The sequence below is a fragment of the Egibacter rhizosphaerae genome (genome assembly GCF_004322855.1).
In the GTDB taxonomy this organism is placed as follows: Bacteria; Actinomycetota; Nitriliruptoria; order Euzebyales; family Egibacteraceae; genus Egibacter; species Egibacter rhizosphaerae.
On record NZ_CP036402.1, the window covers coordinates 2,755,607 to 2,769,693 of the forward strand.

The window sequence follows — 14,087 nt, forward strand, 5'->3', positions numbered from 1 at the left end:
CCAACCCGCGCGAGGAGCACGGGTCGAGGAGGCGAGCACGATGTTCAACGCACTGCGCAAGGGATTCGGCCTCACCGCGAAGACGATGTTCCGTCCCGCGGTGACGACCGAGTACCCCGACGTGAAGCGTCAGGTCCAGCCGCGCTTCCACGGCCGGCACGTCCTGAACCGCTACCCCGATGGGCTCGAGAAGTGCATCGGCTGCGAGCTGTGCGCGTGGGCGTGTCCCGCCGACGCGATCTGGGTCGAGGGCGCGGACAACACGCCCGGCGCCCGCTACTCGCCGGGGGAGCGCTACGGCGCGATCTATCAGATCAACTACCTGCGCTGCATCTTCTGTGGCCTGTGCATCGAGGCGTGCCCGACCCGCTCGCTCACCATGACCCACGAGTACGAGCTGTCCGCTGATCGCCGCGAGGACTTGATCTTCACCAAGGACCAGCTGCTCGCGCCGCTGCCCGAGGGCGCGAAGCCTCCGCCGCACACCGACGAGGAGGTGCGGGCCCGCGGCATAACGTACTACCCCGGCGCGCAGTCGCAGGACCCGCTCGCGACGAAGGAGCACAGCGAGGAGACCGCCGCGCACCGCGCGATGCTCGACCCCGCCCTCATGCAGCTGTCGGACGTCGAGTACAACCACGTCGAGCGGGACCGCAACATCTGGACGGAGTACGAGGAGCCGCAGGGCGAGCTCAGCGACAGTGAGGAGGGATCGTGACGCCCGTCCTCGCCCAGGCCGCCGAGGCGGCGCAAGCGAGCGGCAGCGCCGAGCTGTACGCCTTCGTGATCATCGGCGCGCTGTCCCTCGGCTCCGCGATCGCGATGGTGATGATGCGCAACGCGGTGCACTCCGCGTTGATGCTCGTCCTCAACCTGTTCACGATCGCCGCGTTCTACGCGATGCTCGAGGCGCAGTTCCTCGCGGTCATCCAGATCATCGTCTACGCCGGCGCGATCGTCGTGCTGTTCCTGTTCGTGATCATGCTGCTGGGCGTCGGCGGTGGCCAGGCGTTCACCGGGCGGCTGCGGGGGCAGAAGGTCGCCGCCGTGTTGCTGGGGCTGGCGCTGTTCTCGGTGCTCGCCGGCATCACCGGTCCCTACTGGGGCGAGGCCGCGGCGTGCAACCTGCCGTTCGAGGTGCGAGCCGAGGGCGACGGGTTGCTGTGTGAGGGTCTGGCCGAGGCGAACGCCGAAGGCAACGTCCGTGGCGTGGGCCTGCTGATCTTCACCGACTACGTCTGGCCGTTCGAGGTGATGAGCGTCCTGCTCGTGATCGCGGCGCTGGGCGCGATGGTCCTCGGCAAACGATACGAGGACCCGGCCGACGTGGTCGATCAGCCGGCCGCGGCCGTGCCGGCGACCCGGGGGCCGTCGACGGCGGGCACGGCCTCGGCGAGCGCCGCGGGGTCGGCCGCGGACGAGCCGGGCGCGCGGGCCGAGGACGCGAGCCCGCCGGACACCGACGACGAGGACGACGTGCGCGGGGAGGGTCGCTAGATGCTCGCAGTACCCGCCGGTTGGTATCTGCTGCTCGCCGCCGCGCTGTTCACCGTCGGCCTGGTCGGCGTGCTCGTGCGGCGCAACATCATCGTCATGCTGATGTGCGTCGAGTTGATGCTGAACAGCGTCAACCTCACGCTCGTCACGTTCTCGCGCGTCCACGGCACGCTCGATGGCCAGGTGCTGACCTTCTTCGTGATGGTCGTCGCCGCCGCCGAGGTGACGGTCGGGCTCGCGCTCGTGGTCAACCTGTTCCGCTTGCGTGCGTCCACCGACGCCGACGACGTCGACGCCCTGCGGGCCTAGGGAGGGGTCATGCTGCAGTCCGTGCTCGCGTACGCCCCTGCGTTCGCGCAGCCCGATCCAGGGAGCGCGATCGGCCTGTCGTGGCTGATCCCGGTCGTGCCGGCGATCAGCGCGGCGGTGCTGCTCTTGGTCGGCAAGCGCCTCGGCCAGGCCGCCTCCGGAGTGGCCATCACCGCGATGGGCTTCAGCGCGGTCGCCTCGACGTTCGTGTTCATCGAGCTGCTCGGGGCACCCGCCGACGAGCGCTCGTTCGTCATGACCGTGACGACCTGGATCGCGGCCGGCGACTTCGCGGTCGACTGGGCGGTGCTCGTCGACCCGTTGTCGGCGGTGATGCTGCTGCTCGTCACCTGGGTCGGTCTGTTGATCCACATCTACTCGGTCGGCTACATGCGGGGTGACGAGCTCTACCCGCGCTTCTTCGCGTACCTGAACCTGTTCGCGGCGTCGATGCTCGTGCTCGTGCTCGGCGAGAGCCTGCTCACCCTCTTCGTGGGGTGGGAGCTCGTCGGGTTGTCGAGCTACCTGCTCATCGGGTTCTGGTTCAAGAAGCGCGACTACGCGTCGGCGGCCAAGAAGGCGTTCGTGCTGAACCGGATCGGCGACGTCGGGTTCATGATCGCGATGTTCGTGATCTTCAGCGCGATCGGCTCGCTGTCGTTCACGGAGGTGCTGCCCCAAGCCGACACGCTCGCCACGGGCACGGCCGCGGTGGTGGGGCTCCTGTTCCTGCTCGCCGCCGCCGGGAAGAGCGCGCAGATCCCGCTCTACGTCTGGCTGCCCGACGCGATGGCCGGGCCCACGCCGGTGAGCGCGCTGATCCACGCCGCGACGATGGTCACCGCGGGCGTCTACCTCGTCGCGCGGGTCTCGCCGATCTACGTGCAGGTGCCCGAGGTCGGCATGGCCGTGGCCTGGGTCGGGATCCTCACGGCGTTGCTCGCGGCCCTCATCGCGTGCGCGCAGAGGGACCTGAAGAAGATCCTGGCCTACTCGACCGTCAGCCAACTCGGCTACATGTTCGTCGGCGTCGGTCTCGGCGCCCAGGTCGCGGGCATCTTCCACCTGCTCACGCACGGGTTCTTCAAGGCCCTGCTGTTCCTCGCGGCCGGCAGCGTCATGCACGCGATGCACGAGCACACCGACGTCTGGAAGATGGGCGGCTTGCGCACGATCATGCCCATCACGTTCGGTACGTCGCTGATCGGCTGGCTCGCGATCAGCGGGGTGCCGCCGTTCGCCGGGTTCTTCTCCAAGGAGGAGATCCTCGTCGCCGCGCTCGACACGCCCGGCGCCCAGGGGATCTGGATCCTCGGCACGATCGTGGCGGGGCTCACCGCGTTCTACATGAGCCGGTGGTTCTTCCTGATCTTCTTCGGCGAGAAGCGCTACGAGCGCGAGCTGCCCGACGTGCACCCCCACGAGTCGGAACCGGCGATGACCCTGCCGCTCGTGGTGCTCGCCGTCGCCTCCGCGCTGGGTGGCCTGCTCAACGTCACGCCACGCTCACTGGCCGTCTTCTGGGCCCCCGAGGCGGCGTTCCTCGATGGGTGGCTGGCCGGATCGGTGATGCCGTACGCCGGGGACGTCCCGTTCGTCCCTCACGTGCCCGCAGTGTTCATCGTCACCGGCGTCGCGGTGTTGGGGATCCTGACCGCCGCCGCGCTCTACCTGCGCCCCGTGGACCACACGGTCGTCCGAGAGCGGCTCGGCGGCTTCTACTGGCTCGCGCACGACAAGTTCTACGTCGACGAGTTGTACATCAACACGATCGTGAAGCCCGGCAAGGTGCTGTCGGACGGCTTCGCCGCCTTCGACCGCTATGTCATCGACGGGATCGTCAACGGGCTGGGCCGCGGCACCGCCGTGGTCGCCAGCGTCGGTAGGCGGGCCCAGACCGGCTTCGTGCGCAGCTACGCGCTCGCGGTCACGGCCGGGACGATCCTGGTGGCGGTCCTGTTCGCCGGTGGCTTCTTCTTCGGGCAGGGGGCGTAACCGATGGACTTCCCACTGCTGACCCTGCTGATCGTCCTGCCGGCGATCTTCGCCGCGCTGATCGCGGCGGTGCCGGGGGACCGGCGCGACGTGATCCGGGGCATGGCGCTCGCCGGCACGGTGATCACGTTCGTGGCCAGCCTCCTCCTGCTCGGATGGTTCAGCGTCGGCGAGCCGGGCTTTCAACTCGAGGAGACTGCCCAGTGGATCCCCCAGTGGGGGGTCACCTACCGGCTCGGCGTCGACGGGGTGAGCCTGTTCCTGGTGCTGCTCACCACCCTGATCATGCCGCTGGCGATCCTCGCGGCGTGGGACCAGGTCGAGGGCGTGAAGGGGTTCTTCGGCTCGCTGCTCGCGTTGCAGGCCGCGATGGTCGGCGTGTTCGTGGCGCTCGACCTGATCCTCTTCTACGTCTTCTTCGAGATCATGCTCGTGCCGATGTACGCGCTGATCGGGATCTGGGGTGGCAAGAACCGCCGCTACGCAGCGCTGAAGTTCTTCCTGTACACGCTGATCGGCGGGCTGCTCATGCTCGTCGCGATCCTCTACCTCTACTTCGCGGCGGGGGCGCAGAGCTTCGACTACGACGTCATCCGCCAGGTCGAGCTCACCACGGTCGAGCAGACGTGGCTGTTCCTCGCGTTCTTCGCCGCGTTCGGGATCAAGGTGCCGGTCTTCCCGGTGCACACGTGGCTGCCGGACGCCCACACCGAGGCGCCGACGGTCGGCAGCGTGATCCTGGCGGCCGTGTTGCTGAAGATCGGCGGGTACGGGTTTCTGCGGTTCAGCCTGCCCTACTTCCCCGAGGCGACCACGACGCTCGCGCCCCCCATCCTCGTGCTCGGGGTGATCGCCGTGATCTACGGGGCGCTCGTCGCGATGGTGCAGGCCGACATCAAGAAGCTGGTCGCGTACTCGTCTGTGGCGCACCTCGGGTTCGTGGTGCTCGGCATCTTCGCGCTCGACGTCACCGGGGCGGCCGGCAGCGTGGTCCAGATGATCAACCACGGGCTCACCACCGGGGCCCTGTTCCTGCTCGTCGGGTTCATGTACGAGCGGACCCACTCCCGCATGATCGCCGACTACTCGGGACTGATGTCCGCGACGCCGGTGTTCGGGGGGCTGTTCCTCGTGACCGCGATGAGCTCGGTCGCGCTGCCGGGTCTCAACGGGTTCGTCGGCGAGTTCCCGATCCTGCTGGGCACCTTCCAGTCCGTCCCGTGGGCGGCGGTCCTCGCCGCGTTTGGCGTCATCTTCGCGGCGCTGTACCTGCTCTGGGCCTACCAGCGGATGTTCCACGGTCCGGTCGAGGGGCTCGCGGCGAAGATGACCGACCTCAAGCCTCGCGAGATCGGCATCATGGTGCCGCTGATCCTGCTGATGGTCGGGATCGGCCTCTACCCCCAGCCGATGTACGACCGCGTGACCCCCAGCGTCGAGGCCATCGTCGTCGACGTGCAGGAAGCCACCGCGGCGGACGCCCACGAGCCCGCGGTGGCCGACGAGGTCGACGGGGCCGATGAGGAGGCAGACCAGTGATCCAGGCGACGCTCGCCCAGGTCGCGCCCCAGATCCCCGAGATCCCTTGGGGGGCGCTGTCGCCGGAGCTCGTCCTCTTCGGGGCGGGCATCATCGTGCTGCTGCTCGAGACCGCCGGCGAGACGCGCGTGCGCGTCGGGAGCCTCGGATTCGTGCTCACGGTCGCGGCGGCGGCCACGTGGTTCGTGCTGACCGAGCAGATCGTCGGACCCTCACTGCTCGCCGTCGCGGCACTCGTCGTGCTCGGGTTGACGGTGCTGTTCCGCCTGCGCCCGCGCGTCCTGTCGGCGGTGCTGAGCGCGCTCGGGCTCACCGCGACGCTCGGCGTAATCGCGTGGCAGTGGATCGTGACGTCCGCCGAGGGTCGGCTGCTGGGGTCGGAACTGCAGCCGGAGCAGGTGCTCGCCGACACGATCGCGGTGGACGGCATCGCCCTGTTCACACGCATCACCGTGTGCCTCGCGGCGCTGATCGCGATCCCACTGGGGTACCAGTACCTCGAGGACCGGCGCATGCATCGCGGCGAGTACTACCCGCTGCTGATCTTCGCCGCCGTCGGGATGAACCTCCTCGCGTCCGCGCAGGACCTCATCATGGTGTTCATCTCGATCGAGATCCTGTCGCTCGCGCTCTACATCATGACCGGCTTCGCGAAGCGGGACCTGCGCAGCCAGGAGGGGGCGTTCAAGTACTTCCTGCTCGGTGCGTTCTCCAGCGCGATCCTGCTGTACGGGATCGCGCTGGCCTACGGCGTCGCGGGATCGACCAACGTCGCCGCCGTCGGCGCGGCGATGAGCGCCGCCGATGCGCCGACGGGGCTCACGCTCGCCGCGCTCGCCTTCCTCATCGTGGGGCTCGCGTTCAAGACCGCGCTCGTGCCGTTCCACATGTGGACGCCCGACGTGTATCAGGGCGCCCCGACGCCGGTGACCGGGTTCATGGCGGCGGCCACGAAGGCGGCCGCGTTCGCGGCGTTCCTGCGGCTGTTCTCCGGTGCGTTCGCCGGGCTCGAGTGGTCGTGGGTGCCGGTGCTCTGGACGCTCGCGGCGCTCACGATGATCGTCGGGGCCGTCCTGGCGGTCGTGCAGGACGACGTGAAGCGCATGCTCGCCTACTCGGCGGTCGCGCACGCCGGCTACGCTCTGATCGGGATCGTCGCGGTCAACCGTGACGGCGTGAGCGGCGTGCTGTTCTACCTGCTGGCCTACGCGATCATGTCGCTCGGGGCGTTCGGCGTGCTCGCCATGCTCGAGCAGCGCCAGCGCAAGGCGATCTCGATCGCGGACCTGCGCGGGTTCGGCAAGCGCTATCCGGTGCCGGCGGGGATGCTGGCGCTGTTCCTGCTCTCGCTCGCGGGCATCCCCGGTACCGCCGGTTTCATGGGCAAGTTGGCCGTCTTCCGGGCCGGTGTCGCCGGCGGGCAGTGGACGCTCGTCGTCATCGGCGTCGTCTCGAGCGTCATCGCCGCCTACTTCTACGTGCGCGTCATCCGGGCGATGTTCATGGAGGACGAGCCCGAGGAGCTGGCGGAGCTGCCCCTGCAGACGACACTGGGGACCACGACCGCTCTCACGGCGACGAGCGCCGCCGTGGTCGTCCTCGGGATCCTGCCGACGGTACTCGTCGACGTCGCCGGCCAGGCGACGCTCATCGCAGGGATCGGGTAGGCCTCGTGGCGATCCCCCAGGGCGGCGTGGCACAGGGCGCGCTCGACGAGCTCGCCGAGCGTGGCGCCGAGGAGGGCGTCGACCTGGCCCCCGGCCTCGAACTCGTCGAGACCCGGCTGCGGGAGCTCGTCCGCGCCGACCTGGCACTGGTCGAGGAGACTTCGCGCTACCTGATCGACGCCGGCGGCAAGCGGTTCCGGCCGATGCTCGTCCTGCTGGCGGGGCTGCACGGTGGCGTGGAGCCCACGGCGCGCGACCTCGTCGACGCGGGTGCCATCGTCGAGCTCGTCCACCTGTCGACGCTCTACCACGACGACGTCATCGATGCGGCGGACGTGCGCCGGGGCGCCGACGCGGCGCACGTGAAGTGGTCGAACACGACCGCGATCCTCACGGGGGACTTCCTGCTCGCGCGCGCGTCGGAGCTCTCCGCGGAGCTCGGGGTGGAGGTCACGAAGGTGATGGCCCGCACCATCGCGGACCTGTGCACGGGCCAGATCCGCGAGGTCCAGGGCTCCGCGAGCGGCCAGGATCACGGCATGCCCACGGTCGCTGCGGACACCGCGCACTACCGGGCGGTCCTCGGCGAGAAGACCGCGTCGCTCATCGCGTCCAGCTGCCGGCTCGGCGCCCTGCTGTCCGGGCAGCCGCGCGAGGCCGTCGAGGTGCTCACCACCTACGGGTGGCACCTGGGTCTCTCGTTCCAGCTCGCCGACGACGTGCTCGACATCGTCGGCGACGAGGAGGAGGCCGGGAAGTCGCCCGGGACGGACCTGCGCGAGGGCGTCAAGACGATGCCGGTCCTGCTGGCCCTGGAGGACGACCCGACCGGCGAGCTCGCGCGGCTCGTCGATGTCGCCGCGGCGGAGCCCGACGAGGACGACGGCCCCACCGCGGCCGAGGTCGACGAGGCGCTCGCGCGGGCCCTGCGGCACCTGCGGGGCAGCCCCGCGATGGAACGGGCGCGCGACGAGGCGCGCCTCGAGGCCCGCAGGGCGGTGATGGCGCTGACCGAGCTGCCCGAGTTCACCGCGACCGCCGAGGGCGCCGACAGCGACCTCGTCACCGGACGCGGGTTGTTGGCGCTGGCCGACTACGCCGTCGACCGCCTGGTCTGACCGGGCGCCTCGCCGCGCTTCGTCGCGTTCCTTCGGAGGGGCCGAATCTACTGTCATACTTGATAAAAGATCTCGGTGCAGGGAGGTGATCGCTGACCCCTCGATCGAGGGGGGCGATGACCACAACCGTCCGAGGGGATGACATGGCACGTTCGCCCTTCGTACCGTCACCTCGGGGTTGGGTCCTCGATGCGGAGCTCGACCCCGATCCGTCAACGTCCTTGGAGGGTCGACGATGAGCCGGTCGCCATCGGCGGTGGACCAGCAGGACCGCGCGTTCCGTGACTGCATGGGGACGTTCCCGACCGGGGTGACGGTCGTGACCGCGCGGCACGGAGACGATGCCGCCGGCATGACGGTCAATTCGTTCACGTCCGTCTCGCTCGATCCGATGCGGGTACTGGTGTGCCTCGCCCACGGGAGTCGGACCCTGGCCGCGGTCCGCGACACCGAGCGCCTCACCATCAGTGTCCTCGCGAACGGGCAGGAGGAGACCGCGCTCGCCTTCGCCAGGCCGCACGTGCCGTTCCCGTGGGAGCACGTGCACCAGGAACGTGCCGGCTTCCTGCCCGTCGTCGGGGCGGTCGCCGTCCTGCGCTGCGACGTGGACACCCGCATGGAGGTCGGCGACCACGACGTGGTTGTCGGGGCCGTGCACGGGTTCGAGGCCGGCGACGAGGAGCCGCTCGCCTTCTGCCGCGGGACGTTCGGCGCGTTCGTGTCCGAGCAGGCGCCGCAGGTGGCTCGCTCCGCGTCGTGAGCTGATCCCGCCGATGTCCACTTCCCCTGCGCACCATCCACGGAGGTGCGGCCGATGCCGACCGCCAGCCACGGGCTCGCCGTCGACGTCGATCTGCTCGGTGAGCTGAGCCGTCTGGGCCGCGAGCTGGGGGAGGCGGCCGACGTCGCCGAGCTGGAGCGCACTTACCTCGACGGCGTGGCCCGGGTCCTTCCGTTCCGCGCGCACGGCGTCTACGTGTTCGAGGACGGGCGTCACCGGCCCGCATCGTTGGCGGCCAGAGGTGTGAGCGACTACTTCCTGAGCCGCTACGAGGACCGCGGCCGCTTTCAGGACCCGGTGTTCGAGACCGCGGTGACGAGTGGTGAGCCGGCACTCAACCGGGCGCTCATGAGCGAGCACGCGTGGCGGGGCCTGCCGGTCTGGGACGAGGTGTTCGCCCTCCACGACATGACCACGCTGCTGCAGGTTCCCCTGATCGACGGCAACCACGTCGTCGGGACCCTCAACTTCGGGGATCGGGAGGAGCCCCAGTACGGGCGGCACGGCTCGCTCGCGATCGCGGACTCGCTGGGGCGCATCGTCGGCCTGAGCCTCGCGTCCCTGCGCGCCTACGAGCGCACGGCGCGACAGCGCCACACGCTGGCGGCCGCGCTCGACGTGTGCGACCGGGCCGTGATCGTGACCGACCTCGCGAGCGGGGACCGGCACAGCAATGCGGCGGCGCGCGAGGCGCTCGAGCGGATCGATGCCCTCGCACCTGCCGGATGGCTCGAGGACCTGATGGCGGAGGCCCGGGCGGTCGACAGCAGTGTCCGCACGGCCGAAGGGCAGCTCACCGGTCCGGACGGCGCCGCACTGCGGGTCGTCGTGCGCACGATCGTCGATCCGGTGGACCCGTCGGTGATCGTGTCGTTCCTCGCCGTGTACGAGGGCACGGAGGACCGCACGCCCGAACTGCCGGGCGAGGTGGCCGCGGGCTTGACCGCGCGCGAACGCGACGTGGTCCGGCTCGTCGTGGACGGGCTACACGACCACGAGATCGCCGAGCGCCTCGTGCTGAGCCCCCACACCGTGAAGGGCTATCTCAAGCAGATCTACCGCAAGCTCGGACTCGACTCGCGCGTCGGGCTGGTCAGGGTCGCGTTCGGGGTCGGCGGTGGCCGGCCCCCGCGCCGACGGATGACCACCCGGCGCGCCGGACGGTCGCCCGTCGGAGCGCGGAGATGAACCACGACCGAGGAGGGAGCATGCGAGGCCTGGAGGGCAAGACCGCGATCGTGACCGGCGGGGCGACCATCATCGGCGCGGCCGTCGTTCGCGCCTTCCACGCGGCGGGCACGCGGGTGGTGATCGCGGACGTCGACGAGGAGGGCGGCAGCCGCGTCGCGGGCGAGTTCGGTGACGCGGTGAGGTTCGTGCGCACCGACGTGCGGTCCGATCGGGACGTCGCCGCGTGCGTGCGGGAGGCGGTCGACACGTACGGCGGCCTCGACTTCCTCGTGAACCTCGCGTGCGTCTACGTCGACGACGGCCTCGAGTCCACGCGCGAGGACTGGCTCACGAGCTACGACGTGAACCTCGTGGGCGCGGTGATGCTGGTCAAGGGAGCGCGCCCCCACCTCGCATTGGGCGGTGGGGCGGTCGTCAACTTCGGGTCGATCAGCGCGAAGGTCGCTCAGACGGGCCGGTGGCTCTATCCGGCGACGAAGGCGGCCATGGTGCAGGTCACGCGTTCGATGGCGATGGACCTCGTCGACGACGGCATCCGCGTGAACAGCGTCTCCCCGGGTTGGACGTGGTCGCAGGTCATGCATCAGCTGTCCGGCGACGATCGCGAGCACACCGACGCCGTCGCAGCGCCCTTCCACCTGCTCGGCCGCGTCGGTGACCCCGAGGAGGTCGCAGCCGGGGTGCTGTTCCTGTGCTCCGACGACGCGTCGTTCATCACCGGCGCGGACCTGCCCGTGGACGGCGGTTACACCGCCATGGGGCCCGAGCAGGCCGCTCCGGCCATCCCGAAGCTCGAGAAGTAGCGCAACCCACGACACCCACCCAGAGGAGGCACGCATGCGATCCATCGCCATCGTCGGCGCCGGACAGGCGGGGCTGCAGGTCGGCCTTGGGCTGCTGCAGCAGGGCTGCGAGGTGACCATGCTGTCCGACCGCACCCCGAACCAGCTGTGGAACGGGCGCGTGCTGTCGAGCCAGTTCATGTTCGACCAGTCGCTGGAGACCGAGCGCAAGCTGGGGCTGAACTTCTGGGAGGACGACTGCCCGTACACGGAGGGGATCGCCCTCGCGATCGCCGATGGCCAGGGTGGCAAGGCGATCGACTGGGAGGCCCGGCTGGATCGCCCCGGCCAGTCGGTGGATCAGCGCGTGAAGATGCCGGGCTGGATGCACGAGTTCCAGCGTATGGGGGGCGATCTGCGTTTCGTCGAGGCCGGCGTCGCCGAGCTGGAGGAGCTGGCGGAGGCCAACGACCTCGTGATCGTGGCCAGCGGCAAGGGCGAGATCGGCAAGCTCTTCGAACGTGACGAGGAGCGCTCGGAGTTCTCCGCGCCGCAGCGGGCGCTCGCGCTCACGTACCTCCACGGGATGGCTCCGCGCCCCACGTTCACCGCGGTGGCCTTCAGCATCGTGCCCGGCGTCGGGGAGCACTTCACCTTCCCCGCCCTCACGACCACCGGCCCGTGCGACATCCTCGTGTTCGAGGGTGTCCCTGGCGGCCCGATGGATTGCTGGCACGACGTGTCCACGCCCGAGGAACACCTCGAGCGCAGCCTCTGGATCTTCGAGGAGTTCATGCCGTGGGAGGCCGAGCGCTGTCGGGACGTGCGCCTCACCGACGATCAGGGGATCCTGGCCGGACGTTTCCCGCCGACGATCCGCAAGCCGGTGGCGCAGCTGCCCTCGGGTGCCCACGTCGTGGGGATGGCCGACGCGGTGGTGCTCAACGACCCGATCACCGGGCAGGGCTCCAACAACGCGGCGAAGTGCGCGGACGTGTACTACCGGTCGATCCTCGCCCGCGGGAACGAGCCCTTCGACCCCGAATGGATGCAGGCCACCTTCGAGGCCTTCTGGGAGTACGTGCAGTACGTCGTCGACTGGACGAACACGCTGCTCAAGCCGCCCGAGCCGCACCTGCAGAAGCTGCTCGGCGCGGCGCAGGAGCGTGGAGACCTCGCCCATCGGATCGTCAACGGCTTCGACCACCCGCCCGACTATCACCCCTGGTGGTTCGAGGAGGACGCGGCCGAGGCCCTGCTCGCCGAGGAACCCACCGGCGTGCCATGAGCACGCTGTGCGGGCCGACCCCGGGGGGCTCAGCCCGGACGGTCACGCCGTCGGTACTCGCGCACGACCTCGAGTAGCGCGTCGATGTCGTCCGCGGTGTTCGTGGCGTGGGGCGAGACCCGGATGCCTCCGGTGCCGGCGATGGCCCGCAAGGAGACGTAGATCCCCGAGCGGGTCAGTTCGTCGTAGAGCTGACGCTCGCGGATCTCGCCGCCCGGGAGACCGAAGGTCACGATCCCCGAGTGGGTCATCGGGTCGCCCGAGCCCGCGATCCGCTCGCCGAGGCCGATCCGAGCCAGCCCCGTGCGGAGTTGGCTCGCGAGCGCGAGCACGTGTCGTTCCACGTCTGCCGGGCCCCGTGCGAGCAGCTCGTCCACCGCGGCTCGCAGGCCGACCGCTCCGATCCAGTCGGGTGTCCCTCCCGATTCCAGCAGCCCGCCCGAGCTGCGCGCCGCGTGGCGATCGAACGCCGTGCGGTGGCGGTCCTGCAGGTACCGCCCCCATCCCGGGGCGGGCTCCTCCACGTTCGTGTAGCCCAGGTACGAGGACCGGTGGCGGTCCCGGAGTCGGGGATGGGTCCAGGCGAAGCCCATGCCGTACGGGCTGCTGAGCCACTTGTGGCCGCCCGCGATGTAGGCGTCGACGGGTCGGTTCGCGAGGTCGCGGCGCAATGCCCCCGCCTCCTGGATCCCGTCCACGAGCAGGACGGTGTCCCGACCCTCCAGCATGGTGCCGAGCGCCTCGAGGTCCACTCGGTAGCCGCTGATCTCCTGCACGACGCTCACCACCACCGCGCGGGTGCGCTCGTCGATCGTGTGGGCGAAGGCATCGACGGAGGCCACGCCCTGCTCCGACGGCACGGGACGCAGTTCGATCCCACGCTCGGCCTCGGCCGGCCGCCACACCAGCGTGGCGCTCATGAAGTCCATGTCGGGGACGACCACGTTGTCGCCGGGATGCAGCGTCATCCCGGCGGCGATGACCCCGAGGCCGTGGGTCGTGCTGTCCACCAGCGAAACGTCCTCGGGGTGTGCCTCCAAGAGGGCGGCCACACGCTCGCGCGCGCGCTCGGTCTCGCGCAGGGCGGCGATCGTGCGGTCGGTCCCGGGGCTCGGGGTCGTGCGCAACGCACGGACCGCCTCCTCGACCGCTCGTACGGTCGCCTCACTCGGCGGGCCGAGGCACGCATGGTCGAGGTAGCGGCCCACCGAGCGGGCGTCGGTTGCCAGCGTCGGACCTAGTCGCTCGTGGCGGCGAGCTCCTCGCCCTCGGACTCCCAGGTCTCCTCATCCATGTACTCCCGGCCCCACCCGGTGATTGCGGCGACGATGATGACGATCATCAGGGCCCAGCAGTAGAAGACGAACGGTACGAGCCCCACCGGGTTGAAGCCCTCGAGTCCCGCACCGGCCACGGTGTCCTGCACGAGCGCGAAGGGGATGAGCACGGCCACGCTGTATGGCAGGAACCCGATGATGGTCGTCGAGCACGCGTCCAGCAGGTTGCCGCGGCGCCAGGGCTGGAGCCGGAAACGATGCCCCAGGCGCCGGACGAACGACCCCAGCATCACCATCGTCGGGGTGCCGGCCGTGGTGAGCGCGTTCACCGCCAGGGCGAGGACCACGATCGAGACCTCCGCGCTGCGCACCGATCGTGCGAAGCGCTGCGAGCGCTCCATGAGCCACTCGATGAGGCCTCCGTGCTCGAACGTGCCGATGAGGCCCATGAGGAAGATCGTGAAGACGGCGATTCCGACGAGCCCCCCGACCCCGTCGACGATCACGCCGCTCGCGACGAACTCGTCCCCATCGATGGTCAGGACGTCGCCGAAGGAGAGCAGGCCGGTGGCCAGGCCGAGGGCCAGCCCGAAGGCCGATGCGTACAGTAGCGACACGACGAAGTGGAACCCGCGCACCATGA

General features: G+C 70.0%; 13 protein-coding genes. 11 read left to right on the forward strand and 2 right to left on the reverse strand.

Annotated elements, in window-relative coordinates; all coding sequences use genetic code 11:
• Positions 1 to 40: 40 nt before the first annotated feature.
• The 11 genes from nuoI (at position 41) to ER308_RS12905 (ending at position 12,167) form a co-directional block, all read left to right on the forward strand.
• Positions 41 to 718: an NADH-quinone oxidoreductase subunit NuoI gene (nuoI, locus tag ER308_RS12855; protein ID WP_131155362.1), complete on the forward strand. Its 678-nt coding sequence runs from the start codon at positions 41 to 43 to the stop codon at positions 716 to 718.
• On the forward strand, positions 715 to 1,497 hold the full coding sequence (locus tag ER308_RS12860; protein ID WP_131155363.1) for an NADH-quinone oxidoreductase subunit J family protein: 783 nt from the start codon (positions 715 to 717) through the stop codon (positions 1,495 to 1,497). The genes nuoI and ER308_RS12860 overlap by 4 nt, the downstream gene beginning before the upstream one ends.
• Positions 1,498 to 1,806, forward strand: a complete 309-nt coding sequence (gene nuoK, locus ER308_RS12865; RefSeq protein ID WP_131155364.1) for an NADH-quinone oxidoreductase subunit NuoK — start codon at positions 1,498 to 1,500, stop codon at positions 1,804 to 1,806.
• A gap of 9 nt (positions 1,807 to 1,815) precedes the next feature.
• A complete protein-coding gene (gene nuoL / locus ER308_RS12870; RefSeq protein ID WP_131155365.1) occupies positions 1,816 to 3,801 on the forward strand; it encodes an NADH-quinone oxidoreductase subunit L in 1,986 nt (661 codons plus the stop codon).
• A 3-nt stretch (positions 3,802 to 3,804) separates the two neighbouring features.
• Positions 3,805 to 5,340: an NADH-quinone oxidoreductase subunit M gene (locus tag ER308_RS12875; protein ID WP_131155366.1), complete on the forward strand. Its 1,536-nt coding sequence runs from the start codon at positions 3,805 to 3,807 to the stop codon at positions 5,338 to 5,340.
• Positions 5,337 to 7,007 (forward strand): NADH-quinone oxidoreductase subunit N, encoded by a 1,671-nt coding sequence (locus ER308_RS12880; protein ID WP_131155367.1) that lies wholly within the window; start codon positions 5,337 to 5,339, stop codon positions 7,005 to 7,007. Before ER308_RS12875 ends, ER308_RS12880 begins: the two co-directional genes overlap by 4 nt.
• Before the next feature lie 5 nt (positions 7,008 to 7,012).
• On the forward strand, positions 7,013 to 8,125 hold the full coding sequence (locus tag ER308_RS12885) for a polyprenyl synthetase family protein (RefSeq protein WP_131155368.1): 1,113 nt from the start codon (positions 7,013 to 7,015) through the stop codon (positions 8,123 to 8,125).
• Positions 8,126 to 8,360: 235 nt separating this feature from the next.
• Positions 8,361 to 8,885: a flavin reductase family protein gene (locus ER308_RS12890; RefSeq protein WP_131155369.1), complete on the forward strand. Its 525-nt coding sequence runs from the start codon at positions 8,361 to 8,363 to the stop codon at positions 8,883 to 8,885.
• A 54-nt stretch (positions 8,886 to 8,939) separates the two neighbouring features.
• Positions 8,940 to 10,094 carry a LuxR C-terminal-related transcriptional regulator gene (locus ER308_RS12895; RefSeq protein ID WP_131155370.1) on the forward strand — a complete coding sequence of 385 codons (1,155 nt, stop codon included), beginning with the start codon at positions 8,940 to 8,942 and terminating at the stop codon, positions 10,092 to 10,094.
• 20 nt (positions 10,095 to 10,114) lie between these two features.
• A complete protein-coding gene (locus ER308_RS12900; protein WP_131155371.1) occupies positions 10,115 to 10,900 on the forward strand; it encodes an SDR family oxidoreductase in 786 nt (261 codons plus the stop codon).
• A 34-nt stretch (positions 10,901 to 10,934) separates the two neighbouring features.
• The gene (locus tag ER308_RS12905; protein ID WP_131155372.1) at positions 10,935 to 12,167 is read left to right on the forward strand and encodes a styrene monooxygenase/indole monooxygenase family protein; all 1,233 of its coding nucleotides are present in this window, start codon (positions 10,935 to 10,937) and stop codon (positions 12,165 to 12,167) included.
• A 29-nt stretch (positions 12,168 to 12,196) separates the two neighbouring features.
• Here ER308_RS12905 and ER308_RS12910 read toward each other — a convergent pair whose 3' ends face one another.
• Positions 12,197 to 13,375, reverse strand: a complete 1,179-nt coding sequence (locus ER308_RS12910) for an aminotransferase class V-fold PLP-dependent enzyme (RefSeq protein ID WP_165492067.1) — start codon at positions 13,373 to 13,375, stop codon at positions 12,197 to 12,199.
• Positions 13,376 to 13,404: 29 nt separating this feature from the next.
• Positions 13,405 to 14,085, reverse strand: coding sequence for a Na+/H+ antiporter NhaC family protein (locus tag ER308_RS12915; protein WP_131155374.1), 681 nt, complete (start codon positions 14,083 to 14,085; stop codon positions 13,405 to 13,407).
• Positions 14,086 to 14,087: the final 2 nt, after the last annotated feature.

What these genes read in the sequence shown, in the direction of transcription:
- ER308_RS12875 (WP_131155366.1), top strand. Translation starts at nt 3,805, where the DNA reads ATGGACTTCCCACTGCTGACCCTGCTGATCGTCCTGCCGGCGATCTTC.
- ER308_RS12915 (WP_131155374.1), bottom strand. Translation starts at nt 14,085, where the DNA reads ATGGTGCGCGGGTTCCACTTCGTCGTGTCGCTACTGTACGCATCGGCC.
- ER308_RS12900 (WP_131155371.1), top strand. Translation starts at nt 10,115, where the DNA reads ATGCGAGGCCTGGAGGGCAAGACCGCGATCGTGACCGGCGGGGCGACC.
- ER308_RS12895 (WP_131155370.1), top strand. Translation starts at nt 8,940, where the DNA reads ATGCCGACCGCCAGCCACGGGCTCGCCGTCGACGTCGATCTGCTCGGT.
- nuoL (WP_131155365.1), top strand. Translation starts at nt 1,816, where the DNA reads ATGCTGCAGTCCGTGCTCGCGTACGCCCCTGCGTTCGCGCAGCCCGAT.
- ER308_RS12905 (WP_131155372.1), top strand. Translation starts at nt 10,935, where the DNA reads ATGCGATCCATCGCCATCGTCGGCGCCGGACAGGCGGGGCTGCAGGTC.
- ER308_RS12890 (WP_131155369.1), top strand. Translation starts at nt 8,361, where the DNA reads ATGAGCCGGTCGCCATCGGCGGTGGACCAGCAGGACCGCGCGTTCCGT.
- nuoK (WP_131155364.1), top strand. Translation starts at nt 1,498, where the DNA reads ATGCTCGCAGTACCCGCCGGTTGGTATCTGCTGCTCGCCGCCGCGCTG.
- nuoI (WP_131155362.1), top strand. Translation starts at nt 41, where the DNA reads ATGTTCAACGCACTGCGCAAGGGATTCGGCCTCACCGCGAAGACGATG.